Raw genomic sequence first — 19,878 nt, forward strand, 5'->3', positions numbered from 1 at the left:
GCTATACACATTGGGCAATCAGGTTGTATGGAATATCCAACAACCTGATTGCCCTTTTTGAACATACGCCGTATTTACAACCGCATAAATATCAATTCATTAAGAAAAAATATAAGTTATCCACAATTTAACATTTTTCTAATTTTTTGGCTTGGGATTTGCCCTAACAAAATCGACCCTATTTAAACATTATCCCATGATTATTAAATTAGACACATCAGTTTTCAGACTTTCGAGACATAAAGCTGAAACCGTAAAAAAAGTGGCAACACCACTTACCAGAGACCAATGGATTACTGCTGACAGAATTGTAATGGCAGCAATGTTTATTCTCACTATTATTGGTGCCATCTTATTTTAATTTCCGATGATGGATCAAAAATCTTCGGAAATCAACTCTTTATTGATCATCACTGCAGCCATCGTTCCAGCGGCTGTAACGATCGACAGCGACCTGAACAAGGTTGTGCAATCTCCTGCGGCATAAACGCCCATTGCAGTGGTTTGTTGCTGCTCATTTACTTTTATTGTTTTCAAATCTGTTAATTCGAATCCGAGCTGTTCGCTAAAATTTACATGCTGCTCTATTTCAGGTTTAACGTAAATTGCTTTAAAGGCTATCTTTTCTCCGTTTTTAAAAACAATGTTTTCGAGCTGACCGTTTTGGTGTTCCAGTTCAACAATTTCCTCTTCTAAAATGGTAACTGATTTAGACTTCAGTTTTTCGGTTTGTTCTGTATTTAATTGTGATTTGCCATTAGTTAAAATGGTTAAATCTTTATTCCAGAGATGAAGATTTTTAGCCATTTCGAAAGCATGCTCACCATTCATTAACAGACCTATTTTTTCATTCTTAACTTCATAGCCGTGGCAGTAAGGGCAGTGTATTGCCGAAATGGCCCAACATGCGGCCAATCCTTTGATATCGGGCAGCGTATCTTTTAAACCTGTAGACAATAATATTTTACGGGAAGTAAAATGCTGTCCATCTTCTATGCCAACATGAAATCCACCCGCTATTGGTTTGGCCGAATGGGCTTTTGCGCTTAAAAATTTAACTGTCGGATATTTTAAAACTTCAGCTTTTGCTACCTTGGATATTTCGGCTGGCCGATCGCCATCGTGGGTTAAAAAATTATGTGAATGCGGCGTCTGTCGGTTGCAGCGTTTACCGGCATCAACAATAAGGACATTGCGGGTTGAACGGCCCAGGGTTAATGCTGCAGACAAACCTGCATAGCTGCCACCAATTATAATTACATCAAAATCCATATGTTTATCTTTTAAAACAAAGATCAGCATTAAAAACACAAATGCAACATAGATGCATTAATTCAATGTCATTTTATTTTTTATAAATAAGTGCCTTGATAAAATCACGATAGTAAAAGCGCTGTTCCAAAATTTGATAACCTTTATTCAAAAAATAAGGATTCATGTCCGTGAGTTGATTGGCTTCTACAATTCCAAGTAATTTAAAAAAGCTATACATCGATTTAAGCAGCAACCATTTCCACCAGTTTCCGTTATTTTTGTTAAGCGAAAAATCGACCAAAAACCAAAGACCACCTGTCGTTAAATAAGTATCCAGCTGATTAAACACTTTTGCGGCACGTTGCTCTGCGAAATTATCGAAAAGGAATGGAGTTAAAATTACATCAAATACGATATTCGCCCTAAAATCCTCAATGCCCAGATGCACAAACTCAACCTGGTTATTTTTGCAGTTCCGTTTTTGAGAAAGCGCAATCATTTTAGCCGAGATCTCTACATACACAATCTTTAAGCCACTGGGATATATCTTGGCAATTTCTTCTAAAATCCACCCTGTTCCGCCACCCACAATTAAAACCGCGCTGTTTTCCGGGATATGCTGAAGCTGATTAACCTGCGCATTTACCTGCGATTTAAAAAACACCAATCGGCTTAAGGTATCGTAATGGTTGGCTATTTTATCGTAGTTGTTATTCACAGTATGAAGTAATAAGAGTCAATATCAAGATAAATTTTTCAAGTGTAAATACGCTTTGGTCTTTCAGCTTTAACCTTTCAGCTTACTGAACAAACTGCATTCCTATTATTCCGCATATGGCCTTAAATAAAATCAAACCATCAATTACCATCAGATAATAAAGAATATTTTTTCTTTTGTGCATGGAATATGCAATATAAATCGTCAATATAAATGGCAGCACATTGAATAATACCTGCGGTATTCCGAAGCCTTTGTAACGGGCAAATACCCCCAGTGAGATTAAACCGATAATCAAAAGCGGAATTAAAATATTAAAAATGGTTCTTCGTAAACCATAACGTACCACGAAAGTGCGCAGGTGTTTATTCGCATCTGTAGGATAATCTTTAATATCAAAAATAATCGCATTTACCGTACAAAACATCCAGTTTTTAACAAATAGCCAGGTCCACAGCACAGAATCGTGATAGCCTACCCCTGTTTCAATTTTAAGCATAATCAGTGGCAGTACGTTGGCACAACAGGCCCAAACAAAACCGATGACGAAAGCTTTTAACCAACCGGTATTGCGCAGATTGAATTTTAAAAAAGATTTAGGCAATAAGCCATAGTATAATGCTCCTGCAACAATGATAATTACAATAGCCGCCCAATAACTGAGCGGAAGTGCCAGAATATGCTGAAAGTTTTCATCAAGCAGATTAATGGCCAACAGCATGCAAGAAATAAAAAGCACTGCCTGACTCCAATTGATAAATTTCTTATGCTTGAAATACCATTGATTACGGGGATTGGTGGTGGATGGTTCAGTAGAAACTTTATTGTAAGCGTAGGTATAGTAAATAGTTGGTGCGAGAAACAACAACAGGTAATAATTGAGGGAGTTAAAAGGCAACCTCAATTGAAGGGTGGCCTCAAGCGTAAGTGCTACTGCCAAAATTCCTACAAAATAATTTCCAAAAAAAATAAACCTGATTATTTTGCCGAGCATTTACCGTTGTTTTTCGTAGGGCAATTTCGGATATATAATTGAATAAGGTAAATAATTATGAAGATTAAAATAATTACAAAGCTTAAAACCAAAAAGAAAACAATTTTAATAATCTATAACATTAGTTCTTAAATTTATAATTCAAAAAAAATGATTACTATGGAAGATTCAAAAAACTCAACTTCAGGTACCGATACTACACCAAAGGTGACAGGGATTGGCGGTATTTTCTTTTTTTCAGACAATCCAAAGGAAACTAAAGATTGGTATGCCAAAAATTTAGGCGTCGAAATCAATGCATGGGGTGCTGTGAGTTTCGATTCCCGGAACATCAACAATCCCGATGAGGTTGAGTCACTTCAATGGAGTCCGTTTAAAACAGGGGATGAATATTTTTCGCCTTCAAAAAAAGAATTTATGATTAATTACCGCGTTCAAAATCTTGAAGCGCTATTGGAAAAACTAAAAGAAAATGGTGTAACGATACTGGATGAAATGGCCACCTATGATTATGGAAAATTTATCCATATTATGGATGCAGAAGGCAATAAGATTGAGTTATGGGAACCAAATTAGTTTTTTGTCATTCTGCGTTCAGCGAAGGTTTTTTAAGAAAGAAACAAGCGTTTAAAATGTTTTGAATTAATCTAGTCCCTTTAGATATGCTTTAAGTCAAGAATAACCTTTACTGCAAATGAAAGATTCTTCACTGCGTTCAGAATGACAGCATAAAAAAAGCCTTACAGTTTCCTGAAAGGCTTGGTGGGAAATGATCCCAATATTCAAATCGGGACGACCCTCCCGACTGATAACGTCGGGATGCTCTGAACCAGCTGAGATGAACAATCGCTAGGATAAATTAATATATCTTGCTGAGGCAATTAATTTTTCAATCATTAGCCTGCTCTTCCAACTTTTAATTTGTTTCTCTTTTAATATTGCCTCTTTCCTAGTTTCGAAAATTCCACTCCAAACAACACACCAATCTCCGGTATGACCGGTAAAACCTGAATGATTTGTATTGTGTTTTTTCAACCTATTCGTTAGATCATTTGTAGAGCCAACATAATATTTATTTCGAGTTTTTGAATATAAGATATAGGTGTAAAACATATAATAAATATAAGAATTCACTTAATAGAATCATCTTAATATTATTAAAGCAATCGAGACGATACCTCTATATAAAAGGGAGCCTCATTAACCACCTGAGTCAACTTTTCTGTAGAATTATTACAACTCAAATCCTAAAATTTGAACATAAAAAAAGCCTTCCAGTTTCCTGAAAGGCTTGGTGGGAAATGATCCCGATCCCAAATCGGGACGACCCTCCCGACTGATAACGTCGGGATGCTCTGAACCAGCTGAATTAAACTCCAACATGAGTATTTGTATCAAAAATTTGAACATAAAAAAAAAGCCTTCCAGTTTCCTGAAAGGCTTGGTGGGAAATGAGGGGTTCGAACCCCCGACCCCCTCGGTGTAAACGAGGTGCTCTGAACCAGCTGAGCTAATTTCCCTATTGGTAATGTTTTAAAATTATTTCGGCTTTTTCGATCCGACCCTCCCGACTGATAATGTCGGGATGCTCTGAACCAGCTGAGCTAATTTCCCTTTTGGGTGTATGTTAAAGTTTGATAAAAAAGCCTTCCAGTATACTGAAAGGCTTAGTGGGAAATGAGGGGTTCGAACCCCCGACCCCCTCGGTGTAAACGAGGTGCTCTGAACCAGCTGAGCTAATTTCCCTTTGATAATTTTGTCAAACTTTAATGCCCCACTCTCCGTTTGGGAATGCAAATATAGCGCTATAAAACTGTTCTGCAAATCTTTTTTTCTTTTTTTTCAACTTAATAAAGTTTCGAGGATTTTATGTGATTGCACCACCCCAAAAGAGGCTGTATGTAAGGTATAGAAAACCAATATCTTATCTAACAAAAAGCGCCGCTGGGCATTGCTTAACTTTATTTCAGAAATTTTTTCGAGTGGCGAATTAAACAATGAAATGAACGCCATTGCATCATCTAACAGAAGGTAGTTGGAGTGAAGCGGCAACCGTGAAGTAAATTCTCCTTCCTGCAGATCAAAGTAAATCTGGTCGTTCCTTCTTTTTCCGTTAGGAGAAAAACCTAAAAACCTCGTAAGTTTTAATAAAAACGATAGATGAAAATTAGGATTGATTTCTTCCACCTCGTCAAACCAGGCGATCGAATTGAAAAGGTAGTCGAATAAACTTTCATCAGCCGATTGCTGCCGGATGCTCTTATACAGCACCTCGTTTAAAAAAATAACGATGCTGGTTTTAATCATATCATAAGGAATACTTTTAAAAACAGGTGTTTGCCTAACTTCAGATATCCGTTGAATATTGGTATTTGTTTTATGATAAACCACCATATCCAACAAATGAAGCGACTGCAACATGTTCATCTTAATCTTTGCTTTTGGTTTTTTAACGCCATTGATCAGGTAAGACTGCATGCCAAATTTATCGGTAAGTACCTGTACCACCACACTGCTTTCGCTGTAGTTTGTAGTCTTTAAAACAATGCCCCTAACTTTGTGCAACATCCGGTTAAAACAATTTTTTCAAAAGTATGTTATTTGTGCAAATTTAATTGTGCGAAAAGTAATCCCGTTTTACAAATAAGATTAGTTTTGCCTTTAATATTATTAAAACCAAGCTGCACATGTGGGTTAAGCTATCGAGATTTATTCTTCAGAATCGTATCGCAATCATTGTATTTTTTGTATTAGGGACAATTTTTATGGCTTATCAGGCCAAAAATGTAAAACTCTCTTATACCGGGAGTAAAATCCTGCCTGTTACTGATAGCGCTTTCATCAAGTACAACACCTTTAAAAAAACTTTCGGGGAAGACGGGAGTGTGATGGTTGTGGGGATACAATCGCCTGATATTTTTAAAAAAGAAGTGTACAACCAATGGGTTCAGCTTTCAAACGAAATACAGAAATTAAAGGGTATTAAACAGGTTTTATCTTCAGGACGCATTTTTCAACTCGAAAAAGATACTGTAAATCAAAAATTTGTTTTAAAACCGCTTCCTGGCGGCTTGGTTAAAACTGACCCCGAAATGGATTCGATTAAGAATACCATTTATAGCAACCCGTTTTTTGAAGGACTGGTTTACAACCGTCAGAATGCTACCTTAATGGCCATTACTTTCGATACTAAAATTTTAAATACTGCCGAACGTAATCCTATTTTAAAAGAGATTGAAGCCAAGGCAAAGGCTTTCCAGGCTTCTACCAAGATTCAGGTGCATATTTCGGGACTACCTTACATCCGCACTGCGGTAAGTAAACTGGTCAGTAATGAATTTGTGTTATTCCTGGGTTTATCCATACTGGTTTCAGCCTTAATTTTATTGATTTTCTTCAAAAAATTCTATGCGGTATTCTTCCCCATTTTAGTAGTGGTGATGGGCGTCATCTGGAGCATCGGTACTTTGGTATTATTTGGCTTCGAACTGACTATTTTAACAGGATTGATTCCACCACTGATTGTAATTATTGGTATTCCAAACAGTATTTTATTGCTGAACAAATACCAGAATGAACTTCGCAAACATGGCGACAAACAGAAAGCGCTAAGCATTACCATTGAGCGGATTGCCATTACCACGCTGATTGCAAACATTACCGCAGCTATAGGTTTTGGTGTGCTTTATTTTACCGGAAGTGAACTACTGATGCAGTTTGGCAGTGTGGCCTCTATTAATGTGATGGTTACCTGGTTAATGTGTTTATGTCTTATCCCGATTATTTTCAGCTATTTGCCTGCACCAAAACTTAAACCACAAAACCATATTGATGAAGGTTTTCTGCATAAATTATTGGTTAAAACCGATACCATCGTTCAGCACAAAAGCGGTTTGATTTATATCGGAACAATTATCATATCAATTATTGCATTTATCGGCGTCATGAAAATCAACGTTAACGGGTATGTGGTTGATGATCTTCCGAAAAACTCCGAAATTTTAACCGATCTTAAATTTTTTGAGAAAAATTTTGAAGGCATTTTACCCCTGGAAGTAAGTGTAGATACGAAGAAAAAGAACGGCGTTTTCAATTTAACCAATCTCAAGAGAATGGAAAAACTGGAAAAAATGATTTCGGCTTATCCAGAGTTTTCGCGATCTATTTCGGTAAACATGGGCTTGAAATACGCTACCCAGTCTTTTTACAATAATGATTCAACTTTTTTCCGTTTACCTGATAATTTAGAAAAGAATTTTATTTTAGCATACATCGCCAACGGCGGAAAAGGAAACGCCAGTCTCTTAACCAACTTTATCAGTAAAGGAAATCAGAGCACGAGGATCAGTTTCCAAATGGCTGATGTGGGTTCGAAACGTTTGGACGCGATTATGGCGGAGCTAAAACCTCGTATTGACAGCATTTTGCCTCCATCCAAATTTGATGTAGAATTGACCGGCTCGAGCATAATTTTTTCTAAAGGAACCGATTATATGTTGAGGCACCTCGTAGAAAGTATCGCCCTTGCTATAATATTGATCTCTCTTTTAAGGTTGGCGCAGTTTAAGAGCTTGGGCATTATGTTTATTTCCCTGCTTCCGAACATTGTTCCTTTAATTATTACGGCAGGGATTATGGGTTATTTCGGCATTTCGTTAAAACCTTCTACCATTTTAATTTTCACCATTGCTTTTGGTCTGGCATCCGATCAGACAATTTATTTCCTTACCCGTTATCAGCAGGAATTAAACTTAACCAACTTTAGCGTGCCAAAAGTGATTACGGATACCATTACCGAAACGGGCGTGAGTATGACACATATAGCCTTAATTTTATTCTTCGGCTTTGGAATATTTACCGCTTCTACCTTTGGAGGTACGGTAGTACTGGGTTTACTCTTATCGATCACCTTATTGGTAGCCTTAATTTTTAACTTGACTTTATTGCCTGCACTGGTATTATGGTTAGATAAAAAGAAAGTAAGAAAAGTGGTTTCCGACGAGGAAACCGCAAAAAATGCTGGTGAGTTTGATCATTAATCAGTTGGGAGTTTTCAGTTAGCAGTTTGGAGTTCAGGGGGCTTAACCCGAAACTGAATAGATTTTATAAATAGCCTTGGGTTTAAACCCAGGGCTATTTTTTTAAGCGTTTTAAGGCAAATCAAATCTGTTACCGAATTACTAAACCTTTACAAGGATGACAATTCTATAAATTTGAACAAATGCTTTCCAAGAAAAATTAGATCATTATAACTAGCAGGCGAGGCAAAAAACCGCTGTTTCTTACACTGAGCCAAATCACCTAAACCTGATGGCAGCGACAGCCCCGAAGTATGAGGGCTACAGCGAACAGCAGGGCGGACATTAAAATAAAATGCAGGCCTTGCTTTCCAAAAACCGCTTTAACTATATAAGAAATAACGAAAAATAAGCCCAAAGAGATTGTGCTTACCGAAATAGATTTTGGCAAATTTATTCTGTGACAGGTTTTTTCTCATCTTCATCAACCGGAACCTCAACAGTAGGATCGGTAATAATTTCGGCATTGCCATCTTTGTCTTTTTTGGCAAACAAAATTGGGTATAGCAGCCAAAGTGCGCCAACCATAATGAGTACGCCCGCCAGCATTTGAAAATAGATGCTTCCCTTTACCTCGTTAGCATCAAGAATTTTATAGGCGATAAAAGAAAGCAGCCCTGCAGCAATTACAAATACAGCCTTCTGCAATTTTAATAGCTTAATCATTGGCTCTTTCGTTTTAGTGTTACCATATGAATTAAAACAAAAATTAGTCCAATAAGTTCGAGCATGCCGCAGAAATAAAAACCATAAATCACAAAATCCCGGTCAGAAGGGCTTATTACCACGATAATTGGCAAAAGAATTACAGCAACAATCATTAAGGTAAGCCCGATATTAAATAATTTCACATTAAAAGTATTTACATCAAAACTACCAAAATTCAGCCAATTCTGTTAACTTTGCAACCTTTAATTTTTTGAGGTACTTGATTGATGTATAGCGAATTTAAACAACTGGAACTGGCCAAAATAGGTCAGGAAATATTAGATTTTTGGAAAAAGGAAAACATCTTTGAAAAAAGCATTTCTTCACGTCCTAAATCTAATCCGTTTACTTTTTACGAAGGCCCGCCGTCTGCCAATGGCATGCCAGGGATTCACCACGTAATGGCGCGTGCAATTAAGGATATTTTTTGCCGCTATAAAACCTTAAAAGGTTACCAGGTTAAGCGTAAGGGCGGTTGGGATACGCATGGTCTTCCGATTGAGCTTGCTGTGGAGAAAAAACTGGGCATTACAAAAGAAGATATCGGTAAAAAAATAAGTGTAGACGAATATAACGAAGCCTGCCGTACCGAGGTAATGCGTTATACCGATGTATGGAACGACCTGACCGAGAAAATGGGTTACTGGGTTGATCTTGAAAATCCATACATCACTTACGAGAATGAATACATCGAAACCCTTTGGTGGATCTTAAAACAGCTTTACGATAAAGGATTTTTATATAAAGGTTATACCGTTCAACCCTACTCGCCTGCAGCGGGCACAGGCTTAAGCTCGCACGAGCTGAACCAACCAGGCACGTATAAAGATGTAAGCGATACCACGATTGTAGCGCAGTTTAAAACGATTGAGTCGACTTTACCTGAAGCATTAAAAGGTTTTGGTGCGGTTCACTTCTTAGCCTGGACCACCACCCCATGGACTTTGCCTAGTAACACGGCATTAACCGTAGGACCGAAGATCGATTATGTACTAGTTAAAACTTTTAATCAATATACTTTTGAGCCCATCCAGGTAATACTGGCTAAAGCTCTTGTGGGTAAACAATTTGGCGGAAAATACTTTTTAGCCGAAAGCGACGAAGCTTTTGCAAACTATAAAGCTGAAGACAAAAAAATCCCATATAGGGTTTTAGCAGAATTTGTGGGTGCAGATTTAGTGGGCATTAAATACGAACAGTTATTGCCTTATACGCTGCCTTACCAAAATCCAGAAAATGCCTTTAGGGTAATTTCAGGAGATTTCGTGACCACCGAAGATGGTACCGGTATTGTACACACTGCGCCTACCTTTGGTGCTGATGATGCCAGGGTAGCTAAACTGGCTATACCGGAAGTACCCCCAATGCTTGTTTTGGATGAAAAAGGGAATGCCGTTCCGTTAGTTGACTTACAAGGAAAATTTATTGCATCACTCGGCGGAAATTACGGTGGCAAATACGTAAAAAACGAATATTATAAAGATGGTGAGGCACCAGAAAAATCTGTTGATGTTGAATTGGCCATCCAGTTAAAAGAAGAGAATAAAGCCTTTAAGGTAGAAAAATACGTCCACACCTATCCTCACTGCTGGAGAACGGACAAACCGGTTTTATACTATCCGTTAGATAGCTGGTTTATCAAAACCACTGCCGTTAAGGATAAAATGGTACAGCTAAATAAAGGAATCAACTGGAAACCGGAATCAACCGGAACAGGCCGTTTTGGTAATTGGTTAGAGAACCTTGTAGACTGGAATTTATCACGTTCGCGTTATTGGGGGACACCACTGCCGATCTGGCGTACTACCGACGGACTGGAAGAAAAATGCATCGGTTCTATCGCTGAATTAAACGCAGAAATTGCAAAATCGATCGAAGCTGGTTTTATGCCGGCAGGTTTCGAACTGAAAGATATGCACCGCCCATATGTTGATGATGTCATTTTAACATCATCGAAAGGCGAAAAAATGATCCGCGAAACCGACCTGATCGACGTTTGGTTTGATAGTGGCGCTATGCCTTATGCACAATGGCACTTTCCGTTCGAGAATAAGGAAGCGTTTGAAAACGCTTATGCGGCTGATTTTATCGCAGAAGGAGTAGACCAAACCCGTGGCTGGTTCTTTACCCTGCATGCCATTGCGGTCATGTTGAGCGAAGCCAGCGATGAAATTAAAGCGGTAAACGCAAAAGTAGGCAACCCCGGTGTAGCGTTCAAAAATGTAGTTTCGAACGGTTTGGTACTGGATAAAAATGGTAACAAAATGTCTAAACGTTTGGGCAATGCCGTAGATCCGTTTAGCACCATCGAAACCTACAGCGCAGATGCTACGCGTTGGTATATGATCAGCAACGCATCTCCATGGGATAACCTTAAATTTAGTTTAGAGGGTTTAGACGAAGTACGTCGTAAATTCTTTGGAACACTTTACAATACCTACGCTTTCTTTGCCCTGTATGCCAATATTGATAAATTCGAGATCGACAAAAACAACCTGAGCAAAGTTGAAGACCGTACCGAATTAGACCGTTGGATCTTATCGTTATTGCAAAACCTGATCAGCGAGGTTGATGAAAGCTACAATACTTACGAGCCTACCAAAGCAACCCGTGCCATTCAGACTTTTGTTGATGAACACTTGAGCAACTGGTACATCCGTTTAAGCCGCCGCCGTTTCTGGAAAGGCGAAATGACTGATGATAAACGTGCTGCTTACGAAACACTTTATACCTGTTTAGAAACCCTGGCCCAGTTAATGAGTCCTGTAGCACCTTTCTTTGCCGATTGGTTATACAGAAACTTAACTGTAACAGATGCCTATGCTGAAGAATCGGTTCACTTAACCTTATGGAAAGAAGCTGATCCTGGTTTAACAGACAATGCACTGAATGAAAGAATGGTTTATGCGCAGGATATCTCTTCGATGGTTTTATCACTGCGTAAAAAATCAGGCATCAATGTACGTCAGCCGTTGGAGAAAATCTTAATCCCATCTTTAAATGGCGATTTCGAACAAAAAATCTCGAAAGTAGCCGATTATATCCTTTCTGAAACGAATGTGAAACATATCCAGTTCATCACCGATACGCATGGCATCGTTAAGAAAAAGCTGAAACCAAACTTTAAATCATTGGGTAAAAAAGTGGGTAAGGATATGAGCATCGTAAAAGAAGCTTTAGAGAACATGACACAAGACGATATCCAACGCTTGGAAGTTGATGGTTACATCAATGTTTTTGGCAGCGACAACATTCAACATGCTATTGATCTGAATGATGATGTTGAAGTTTTTGCTGAAGATATTCCGGGATGGCAGGTAACCAATACAGGCAGCTTGACCGTTGCTTTAGATGTAACCATTTCGGAAGAGCTGAAACAGGAAGGTATTTCGCGCGAATTGGTTAACCGTATCCAGAATTTACGAAAAGAATTAAACTTTGAAGTAACCGATAGGATTAAGGTTTCGTTACAAAATGATAACCTGGTGGCCAGCGCAGTTGCTAAAAACAAGGATTACATTTGTGCCGAAATATTGGCCGATGAATTTGAATTAACAGATACTGTAAATAATGCAAACAAAATCGTGATTGACGATGTTGAGTTAAGCATTTCAGTAACTAAAATATAAATCCATATATTAGAAAACTAAATTAAAAACATGGAAAACAGCAACAAAACACGCTACTCAGACAGTGAATTACAGGAATTTAAAGAATTAATTCAAGATAAATTACGCATGGCGAAAGAGGAACTTAATGCCTTAACGGCATCTTTAAGTAATCCTAACGCCAATGGAACTGAAGATACTTCAGGTGCTTACAAAACATTGGAAGATGGTTCGGCAACGATGGAGAAAGAGCAGATTAATCAATTGGCTGCGCGTCAGAAAAAATTTATCGATAACCTCGAGAACGCATTGGTGCGTATCGAGAACAAAACTTATGGTATTTGCAGAGAAACGGGTAAATTGATCCAAAAAGAGCGTTTACGTGCTGTTCCTCATGCTACTTTAAGCATGGAAGCTAAATTAAAACAGAGTTAATGAAAGGCTATACAAAACCTTTAATTGTTATCTTTTTGGTTTTACTGGCCGACCAGCTGGTAAAAACCTGGGTTAAAACTCACATGAGCCTTGGAGACGAATTCAATATTATTGGTAAATGGTTTATTATCCATTTTACCGAGAATAACGGAATGGCCTTTGGAATGGAGTTTGGTGGTGAATTTGGTAAATTAGCCTTATCACTTTTCCGCATTGCAGCAGTTGCAGGCATCGGTTATGGCCTGCATTATCTAATTAAGCATAAATATCACCGCGGTTTAATTCTAAATGTTGCTCTAATATTTTCTGGCGCTTTAGGAAACATTATCGATTCTGTTTTTTATGGAAAGATTTATGGCTACGAAACCTGGTTTCATGGCCGTGTGGTTGATATGTTCTATTTCCCGATTGCCGAAGGTCACTTTCCTACCTGGTTTCCAATTTGGGGAGGAGAAGAATTTGTTTTCTTCAGACCCGTTTTTAACCTTGCAGACGCAGCCATTTCGGTTGGGGTAATCCTCATCCTGATCTTTCAGAAAAACTACTTTAAAGAAGATGTAAAGGATGATGTAAGCTTAAACAGTGAAATTGTGGAAGATTAGATTGTAAAACGTCATGCTGAACCTGTTTCAGCATCTTAACTTGAATAATTGCCCATTTCTTAATTGAGATGGGCTTTTTCTATAAAATCGTAAGCATATAAATCCTGTTGGTTGGTGTCACACTGACCAAAAAGAGAACAGACCTTAAATTCATTTGGAAAGTAGGTACACCAACAAACATTTAAGTCTGTTCCCGCTATCGTTACTGCCAATGAGGTTCCGTGTTTAACTGCGTTTCACCAGAAATCAGGACATTACCAAAACGCATTGGCATTCATCCTATCGGGTTTAGTAACTTTGGGTAATGCAGGAAAGAAAAAAGCAAAGTGCTCATATATGTTGAATTAAATTCTATGGTCGGTGTCGCGCTAAAGTAAACACATTGGTTAATGGTACCTCTTTATTGATTGGTGTCACACCAACCAGCAAGAGTTTGGTAAGCAATAGGCATAACAAAAAAATCCGAATACAAAGGTCGGTGGCTCACCAGCCTAAAGCTAAATGTAAAAGAATGATGATCAACTTCCTCGATATATCTTATCTCCAATCTGGTAACGAAAAACAGGTAAGAGCTTATCAGGTTTTAATGGATAATAAGATTTTAGAAAAACTTGCTTTCTATCATCCAATACTAGTGGGCACCATACCCATCAATATCGACATTGAAAACAGTGATCTGGATATTATCTGCGAAGTATACGATAATGATGAATTTATCGATCAATTAATGGCCATTTTTGGCACTGAAAAAGATTTCTCAATTACCCGGAGTACAAGATTCAATGCGATCAAAGCGACTTTTAAAATTGAGGATTTTGAGATTGAAATATTCGGACAAAACACGCCGACGATACAACAGAATGCTTACCGCCACATGTTAATCGAATATCAATTGCTTTTAGAAAAAGGAAAAGCATTCAGACAGGAAATTATCTCCTTAAAAAAGCAAGGTTATAAAACAGAGCCAGCATTTGCTAAACTATTGGGCTTTGAGGGAAATCCATACGAAGAATTACTGAAATTGGAGTCCTAGCGGAAAGCTAATACCAGATCAGGGAGTTACTGTCATTCCCAACTTGGCTGGGAATCGTAATACCTTGATAGGGCTTGCAGGCTGCATTAAGATTCCCGTATGCGCAAGAATGACGACCAGTTGTGACAGATTTTTCCATTCCGTTACACTTCAGTTAAAATGACGAACTTCCTTACAACTCTCCTGCCATTTATATTTAATATATTTGGAATATAAAACCAAATATCATGAAATTTCATTACGCCCTTTTATTGCTCATTACACTGAGCAACTCAGCATTTGCTCAAAAAAGCCTTTTTAACGGAAAAAATTTAAACGGATGGCACATAGATGTACCTGCAATTGACAAAAAGCCCGATACCATTAACCCGTTTATTGTGCGCAATGGCCTGCTGGTGAGTTTAGGAACGCCGGGCGGACATTTAATAACTGATAAAATTTATAAAAATTACCAGTTAACTGTACAGTACCGTTTTGCAGGCAAACCTGGCAACTGTGGTGTTTTGGTGCATGCCTCAACCCCAAGGGCACTGTACGGGATGTTTCCAAAATCGCTGGAAGTTCAGATGCAACATAAGGATGCCGGAGATTTTTGGTGTATTGAAGAAGACATTACCGTACCAGATATGCCGGCCAGACGCGGCCCGAAAGAAAACTGGGGTATAAATGGCGATAAACTGCGCCGGATTAAAAATTTAACAGACGACAGTGAAAAACCTGTTGGCGAATGGAATACCATGATTATTCAATGTTTAAACAAAGAAGTGAAGGTTTGGGTAAACGGTATACTAGTAAATTATGGGACAAACTGCACGGCAAGCAGCGGACAGATTGCTTTACAGGCAGAAGGTAGTGAAGTAGAATTCAAACAATTGGATCTAAAACCGATTAAAGCGTTAACAAAATAACTTGATTTTAATAATTATTTTCTAATAACAGCGTATGCAATCGTCATGCTGACCTGCAGCGCAGCGGAAAGCTACGCAGTAAACCGAGCCTTAAGCGAGCTCACGGAAGGTAATTTATTTCAGCGTCTTTTTGGATGGGTAGACCACGATACCGAAATTTCGGGGCAGGGTAAAGACAATGTTTAGGCGGAATTCGAAATCCCATCTTTAAAGCCGGGGATTTTAATCTTTAAAAACGGTTTTTTTCAACATAACCGCTAACTGAAAAATCGGGATTCCTCCTCGCAATAACAGCATCTTCGTTTAAAATCTGTCTTACGAGTACAAAAAAAGCCCCGACTTATCGAGGCTTTTTATATTAATTCACTTTAGGAAATTAGGATTATATACCCAATAACAATCTAGCCGGATCTTCTAATAATTGTTTCACCCTAACCAGGAAACCAACAGACTCTCGTCCATCGATAATTCTGTGATCGTAAGATAAAGCAACATACATCATCGGGCGGATGACCACCTCACCTTTTTCAGCTACCGGGCGCTCAACAATATTGTGCATACCTAAAATAGCCGATTGTGGTGCGTTAATAATCGGGGTCGACATCATTGAACCAAATACACCACCATTGGTAATGGTAAATGTTCCACCAGTCATTTCTTCGATGGTTAATTTGCTATCACGTGCTTTTAAAGCCAATTCTAACACCGATTTTTCAATCTGAGCTAAAGTCATGCTTTCCGCATTGCGGATTACCGGAACCACTAAACCTTTTGGTGCAGAAACGGCGATAGAAATATCAGCAAAATCATTGTATACCAACTCTTCACCTTCGATACGACCATTTACAGCAGGAAAATCTTTTAAAGCCTCGGTAACGGCTTTTGTGAAAAAGCTCATAAAACCTAAACCAACGCCGAATTTCTCTTTAAACTGGTCTTTATATTTTGCGCGTAAATCCATAATTGGCTTCATGTTAACCTCGTTGAAAGTGGTTAACATTGCGGTTTCATTTTTAACAGCAACCAAACGTTTGGCAACGGTTCTACGCAATGGCGACATTTTCTCGCGACGCTCGCCACGGCTACCTGCAGGAGCAGCAGCTCCAACCGGAGCACTTGCTTTTGGAGCCTCAGCTTTTTTACCTGCCTCTGCCTTTACAGCATCATCTTTGGTGATGCGACCATCAATACCTGTACCTTTTACAGCAGCAGCATCAATACCTTTTTCGGCAAGGATTTTACCTGCAGCAGGTGAAGGCGTACCTGTAGCATAAGAATCTTTACCAGCAACTGAATCCTGAGCCTGAGGTGCTTCAGCAACAGCAGCCGGGGCCTGTGCATCAGCTTTCGGACTTTCCACTTCGGCTTTCGGACTGGCAGCTGCACCACCATCTTCAATTTTACAAACTACTGCGCCAATGGCTAAAGTATCGCCTTCGGCGGCTATGGTTTTTAAAGTTCCAGCTTGTTCTGCGGTTAATTCGAATGTTGCTTTATCCGATTCTAATTCGGCGATCACTTCATCCATTTCAACAACATCTCCGTCGTTTTTTATCCATCTTGATAAAACAACCTCGGTGATCGATTCACCAACAGGTGGAACTTTTATCTCTAAACTCATATTTTTAAAATTGTAATTTTTGTTGTTATTATGTTTTAAAATTGAAAGTTTAAAATTGTGAATTACTTAAATCCGCTACTTTAATCCCTCGGTACCTTCCTTTAATCTGCTTCTGCCATTTTTTTAGTGGCTTTTTTGGTCGCTTCCTTTACTTCTTCCTGTTTAACAGGAAGCTCAAGAGCCTTGGCTAAAATATAAGCTTGTTGGTTAGCATGCTGTTTTGCAAAACCTGTAGCCGTACTGCTGCTTTCTCTTCTCGAAATCACATCAATACCTTTTAAAGCGGTTTTGTATAATTTGCGGAACAAATATGGCCATGCACCCATGTTCTCTGGTTCTTCCTGTACCCAGAAAATTTCTTTTGCATTTTTATATTTTTTCTGAATGGCTTCCATCTGATCAACCGGGGTTGGATACAATTGCTCTACACGAACAAGGGCTACATGTTTAATATTATCAGCCTGTTGTTTCTCCAACAATTCGTAGTAAATTTTACCGCTACAGAAAACAATACGCGTTACCTCTGCAACTTTAACATTTACATCGTCAATTACTTCTTTAAAACCACCTTCGGTAAATTCTTCTAATTTGGAAACACAGGCAGGGTGGCGTAATAAACTTTTAGGCGTAAATACCACCAAAGGTTTACGGAAATCACGCTTAAACTGGCGACGTAAAACATGGAAAAAGTTTGCCGGAGTAGTACAGTTGGTTACCTGCATGTTATAATCTGCACAAAGCTCCATAAAACGCTCAATACGTGCTGATGAGTGTTCAGGACCCTGGCCTTCGTAACCGTGCGGCAATAACATTACCAAACCGTTTTCGCGCTGCCATTTGGTTTCTGCACTTGCAATATACTGATCGACAACAATTTGAGCACCGTTAAAGAAATCGCCAAACTGCGCTTCCCAGATGGTTAATGCATTTGGATTGGCCATGGCATAACCATATTCAAAACCTAAAACACCGTATTCTGATAAGTGCGAATTGTAAATATCAAATGATGCCTGCTGATCTGAAATATTGGCCAATGGTACATATTCTTCCTCACTGTCTTCAAGCGTTAATACGGCATGACGGTGAGAGAAAGTACCACGCTCCACATCCTGACCACTTAAACGAACGCGTTTGCCTTCTGATAACAAAGTACCATAAGCCAGCTGCTCGCCCATTGCCCAATCGAAAACAAGCGTTTCGTTAACCATTTTGGTACGCTCAGCAAATAATTTTTCGATTTTTTTGAAGAACTTTTTATTTGAGGGTAAAGTGGTAATGCGTTTACCAATTTCCAATAAAGTACTTTTTTTAACTGCTGTAACCGGCGAGGCTTCAAAATCTTTCGGTGTAGCCATCCGCAGATCTGCCCATGCACCACCGAATTTGACTTCGCTATTGCTGGCCACAAATTCTTTAGCTTCGTTTAAGCGCTCCTGCAAAATGCCACGGAAATCCTTTTCCATTTCTTTTGCCAAACCAGCTTCCAGCTTACCTTCTTTGGTCAACTGATCGATATATATTTCCCTTGGATTAGGGTGTTTTTCAATCGTTTTGTATAGCAACGGCTGTGTGAATTTAGGCTCATCAGACTCATTGTGACCGAAACGGCGGTAGCAAAGGATGTCAATAAAAACATCATTTTTATATTTCTGACGATACTCCATCGCCAGGTTAATCGCATAAACCAAAGCTTCAGGATCGTCACCATTGACGTGGAAAACAGGCGATAACGTGACTTTAGCGATATCGGTACAGTAAGTACTGGTACGGGCATCTTTATAGTTGGTGGTAAAACCAATCTGGTTATTGATTACCAGGTGAATGGTACCTCCTGTTTTGTAACCTTCCAAACCAGCCATCTGGATTACTTCATAAACAATGCCCTGCCCGGCAACTGATGCATCACCGTGAATCAAAATCGGTGCTAAACGGCTGTTGTCGCCACCATATTTGAAATCTATTTTAGAGCGGCTCATGCCCTCTACCACACCATCAACAGTTTCTAAGTGTGACGGGTTAGGACATAAACTTAAGTGAACGCTTTTACCCGAAACGGTAGTAACATCTGTAGAATAACCTAAATGGTATTTTACATCACCACCATAAGGGGTATCCGGGCTATAGCTCTTACCTTCAAACTCTGCAAAAATATCTTTGTATGTTTTTTGCATGATGTTGGCCAACACGTTTAAACGACCGCGGTGTGCCATCCCAATTACAAACTCTTCTATTCCCAGTTCAGCCCCTTTTTCGATTACTGAATCTAAAGCAGGGATCAAAGCTTCTGCACCTTCTAACGAAAAACGTTTTTGACCCAGGAATTTTGTACCCAGAAAGTTTTCGAAACTAACCGCTTCATTTAATTTCCGGAGAATACGTTTTTTCTCATCGATAGAGAAGTTAGGCGTATTACGTGCACTTTCCATTTTTTGCTGAATCCAGTTCAACACTTCAGGTGTGCGTAAAAATTTAAACTCGGCTCCTATAGAACCTGCATATGTTTGTTTTAAAAAGGCTACAATATCTTTCAATTTTGCGGCGCCAATACCAAGTTCTACACCAGAGTTGAAAACGGTTTCCAGATCGGCATCTGATAATCCAAAATTTGCAAGATCTAAAGTTGGTAGATGTTTACGTCTTTCGCGAACGGGATTGGTGTGGGTAAATAAGTGCCCACGGCTACGGTAGCCATCAATCAGATTTAAAACATTAACCTCTTTTAAAAAGTGTTCAGGTGTTTCTGCGGTTACTTCAGGTGCCTCCGATCCTCTTCCAAAATCAAAACCTTCGAAAAATTTCTGCCAACCAAACTCAACAGATGCCGGATCTTGTTGATAGGATTGATATAAGGACTCTATATATTCGGCGTTTGCGCCATTAAGATAAGATAATTTATCCATTATTAACTGTTTACTATAA

Annotated in this window: 16 protein-coding genes and 2 tRNA genes; 8 read left to right on the forward strand and 10 right to left on the reverse strand. The window is 38.9% G+C overall.

Annotated elements, in window-relative coordinates; genetic code table 11:
- The first annotated feature begins 196 nt into the window (after nucleotides 1-196).
- A complete protein-coding gene (locus ABEG20_RS15170; RefSeq protein WP_387508655.1) occupies nucleotides 197-361 on the forward strand; it encodes a hypothetical protein in 165 nt (54 codons plus the stop codon).
- A gap of 14 nt (nucleotides 362-375) precedes the next feature.
- Here ABEG20_RS15170 and ABEG20_RS15175 read toward each other — a convergent pair whose 3' ends face one another.
- From ABEG20_RS15175 to ABEG20_RS15185, 3 genes are all read right to left on the reverse strand, one after another.
- Nucleotides 376-1,272 (reverse strand): NAD(P)/FAD-dependent oxidoreductase, encoded by an 897-nt coding sequence (locus tag ABEG20_RS15175; protein ID WP_406824135.1) that lies wholly within the window; start codon nucleotides 1,270-1,272, stop codon nucleotides 376-378.
- Nucleotides 1,273-1,345: 73 nt separating this feature from the next.
- Nucleotides 1,346-1,972 (reverse strand): class I SAM-dependent methyltransferase, encoded by a 627-nt coding sequence (locus ABEG20_RS15180; protein WP_406824136.1) that lies wholly within the window; start codon nucleotides 1,970-1,972, stop codon nucleotides 1,346-1,348.
- A gap of 82 nt (nucleotides 1,973-2,054) precedes the next feature.
- Complete coding sequence (locus ABEG20_RS15185; RefSeq protein WP_406824137.1) at nucleotides 2,055-2,966, reverse strand: hypothetical protein; 912 nt, start codon at nucleotides 2,964-2,966, stop codon at nucleotides 2,055-2,057.
- A 159-nt stretch (nucleotides 2,967-3,125) separates the two neighbouring features.
- Between ABEG20_RS15185 and ABEG20_RS15190 the strand changes: the two genes are divergently transcribed.
- Complete coding sequence (locus tag ABEG20_RS15190) at nucleotides 3,126-3,542, forward strand: VOC family protein (RefSeq protein ID WP_406824138.1); 417 nt, start codon at nucleotides 3,126-3,128, stop codon at nucleotides 3,540-3,542.
- A gap of 273 nt (nucleotides 3,543-3,815) precedes the next feature.
- Here ABEG20_RS15190 and ABEG20_RS15195 read toward each other — a convergent pair whose 3' ends face one another.
- From ABEG20_RS15195 to recO, 4 genes are all read right to left on the reverse strand, one after another.
- A complete protein-coding gene (locus ABEG20_RS15195) occupies nucleotides 3,816-4,079 on the reverse strand; it encodes a GIY-YIG nuclease family protein (RefSeq protein ID WP_406824139.1) in 264 nt (87 codons plus the stop codon).
- A gap of 329 nt (nucleotides 4,080-4,408) precedes the next feature.
- Nucleotides 4,409-4,486 (reverse strand) — tRNA-Val (locus ABEG20_RS15200).
- Between the two features lie 151 nt (nucleotides 4,487-4,637).
- Nucleotides 4,638-4,712: transfer RNA gene (locus ABEG20_RS15205), tRNA-Val, on the reverse strand.
- Nucleotides 4,713-4,808: 96 nt separating this feature from the next.
- On the reverse strand, nucleotides 4,809-5,534 hold the full coding sequence (gene recO, locus ABEG20_RS15210) for a DNA repair protein RecO (RefSeq protein ID WP_406824140.1): 726 nt from the start codon (nucleotides 5,532-5,534) through the stop codon (nucleotides 4,809-4,811).
- Nucleotides 5,535-5,653: 119 nt separating this feature from the next.
- Here recO and ABEG20_RS15215 point away from each other — a divergent pair, with 119 nt between their 5' ends.
- A complete protein-coding gene (locus tag ABEG20_RS15215) occupies nucleotides 5,654-8,005 on the forward strand; it encodes an RND family transporter (RefSeq protein WP_406824141.1) in 2,352 nt (783 codons plus the stop codon).
- A 432-nt stretch (nucleotides 8,006-8,437) separates the two neighbouring features.
- Here the strand turns inward: ABEG20_RS15215 and ABEG20_RS15220 are convergent, their stop codons facing one another.
- A complete protein-coding gene (locus ABEG20_RS15220) occupies nucleotides 8,438-8,710 on the reverse strand; it encodes an isoleucyl-tRNA synthetase (RefSeq protein WP_406824142.1) in 273 nt (90 codons plus the stop codon).
- 269 nt (nucleotides 8,711-8,979) lie between these two features.
- Between ABEG20_RS15220 and ileS the strand changes: the two genes are divergently transcribed.
- The 5 genes from ileS to ABEG20_RS15245 all read left to right on the forward strand — a co-directional run bounded on the left by ileS (nucleotide 8,980) and on the right by ABEG20_RS15245 (nucleotide 15,338).
- The gene (gene ileS / locus ABEG20_RS15225; protein WP_406824143.1) at nucleotides 8,980-12,381 is read left to right on the forward strand and encodes an isoleucine--tRNA ligase; all 3,402 of its coding nucleotides are present in this window, start codon (nucleotides 8,980-8,982) and stop codon (nucleotides 12,379-12,381) included.
- A gap of 30 nt (nucleotides 12,382-12,411) precedes the next feature.
- Nucleotides 12,412-12,795, forward strand: coding sequence for a TraR/DksA C4-type zinc finger protein (locus ABEG20_RS15230; RefSeq protein WP_090984197.1), 384 nt, complete (start codon nucleotides 12,412-12,414; stop codon nucleotides 12,793-12,795).
- Nucleotides 12,795-13,397: a lipoprotein signal peptidase gene (locus ABEG20_RS15235; protein WP_406824144.1), complete on the forward strand. Its 603-nt coding sequence runs from the start codon at nucleotides 12,795-12,797 to the stop codon at nucleotides 13,395-13,397. Before ABEG20_RS15230 ends, ABEG20_RS15235 begins: the two co-directional genes overlap by 1 nt.
- Before the next feature lie 511 nt (nucleotides 13,398-13,908).
- Entirely contained in the window at nucleotides 13,909-14,430 is a 522-nt protein-coding gene (locus ABEG20_RS15240; RefSeq protein ID WP_406824145.1) for a DUF4269 domain-containing protein, read from the forward strand.
- A gap of 227 nt (nucleotides 14,431-14,657) precedes the next feature.
- Nucleotides 14,658-15,338: a DUF1080 domain-containing protein gene (locus tag ABEG20_RS15245; protein ID WP_406824146.1), complete on the forward strand. Its 681-nt coding sequence runs from the start codon at nucleotides 14,658-14,660 to the stop codon at nucleotides 15,336-15,338.
- Between the two features lie 382 nt (nucleotides 15,339-15,720).
- On the opposite strand, the gene odhB is transcribed toward ABEG20_RS15245, so the two are convergent.
- Nucleotides 15,721-16,959, reverse strand: a complete 1,239-nt coding sequence (gene odhB, locus ABEG20_RS15250) for a 2-oxoglutarate dehydrogenase complex dihydrolipoyllysine-residue succinyltransferase (RefSeq protein ID WP_406824147.1) — start codon at nucleotides 16,957-16,959, stop codon at nucleotides 15,721-15,723.
- Between the two features lie 101 nt (nucleotides 16,960-17,060).
- On the reverse strand, nucleotides 17,061-19,859 hold the full coding sequence (locus ABEG20_RS15255; protein ID WP_406824148.1) for a 2-oxoglutarate dehydrogenase E1 component: 2,799 nt from the start codon (nucleotides 19,857-19,859) through the stop codon (nucleotides 17,061-17,063).
- Nucleotides 19,860-19,878: the final 19 nt, after the last annotated feature.

The sequence above is a fragment of the Pedobacter sp. KACC 23697 genome (assembly GCF_045348445.1).
Taxonomy (GTDB): domain Bacteria; phylum Bacteroidota; class Bacteroidia; order Sphingobacteriales; family Sphingobacteriaceae; genus Pedobacter.

Coding starts and splice junctions, on each gene's coding strand:
- odhB (WP_406824147.1), bottom strand. CDS start 16,959: ATGAGTTTAGAGATAAAAGTTCCACCTGTTGGTGAATCGATCACCGAG.
- recO (WP_406824140.1), bottom strand. CDS start 5,534: ATGTTGCACAAAGTTAGGGGCATTGTTTTAAAGACTACAAACTACAGC.
- ABEG20_RS15235 (WP_406824144.1), top strand. CDS start 12,795: ATGAAAGGCTATACAAAACCTTTAATTGTTATCTTTTTGGTTTTACTG.
- ABEG20_RS15170 (WP_387508655.1), top strand. CDS start 197: ATGATTATTAAATTAGACACATCAGTTTTCAGACTTTCGAGACATAAA.
- ileS (WP_406824143.1), top strand. CDS start 8,980: ATGTATAGCGAATTTAAACAACTGGAACTGGCCAAAATAGGTCAGGAA.
- ABEG20_RS15175 (WP_406824135.1), bottom strand. CDS start 1,272: ATGGATTTTGATGTAATTATAATTGGTGGCAGCTATGCAGGTTTGTCT.
- ABEG20_RS15255 (WP_406824148.1), bottom strand. CDS start 19,859: ATGGATAAATTATCTTATCTTAATGGCGCAAACGCCGAATATATAGAG.
- ABEG20_RS15190 (WP_406824138.1), top strand. CDS start 3,126: ATGGAAGATTCAAAAAACTCAACTTCAGGTACCGATACTACACCAAAG.
- ABEG20_RS15230 (WP_090984197.1), top strand. CDS start 12,412: ATGGAAAACAGCAACAAAACACGCTACTCAGACAGTGAATTACAGGAA.
- ABEG20_RS15220 (WP_406824142.1), bottom strand. CDS start 8,710: ATGATTAAGCTATTAAAATTGCAGAAGGCTGTATTTGTAATTGCTGCA.
- ABEG20_RS15245 (WP_406824146.1), top strand. CDS start 14,658: ATGAAATTTCATTACGCCCTTTTATTGCTCATTACACTGAGCAACTCA.
- ABEG20_RS15215 (WP_406824141.1), top strand. CDS start 5,654: ATGTGGGTTAAGCTATCGAGATTTATTCTTCAGAATCGTATCGCAATC.
- ABEG20_RS15185 (WP_406824137.1), bottom strand. CDS start 2,966: ATGCTCGGCAAAATAATCAGGTTTATTTTTTTTGGAAATTATTTTGTA.
- ABEG20_RS15240 (WP_406824145.1), top strand. CDS start 13,909: ATGATGATCAACTTCCTCGATATATCTTATCTCCAATCTGGTAACGAA.
- ABEG20_RS15195 (WP_406824139.1), bottom strand. CDS start 4,079: ATGTTTTACACCTATATCTTATATTCAAAAACTCGAAATAAATATTAT.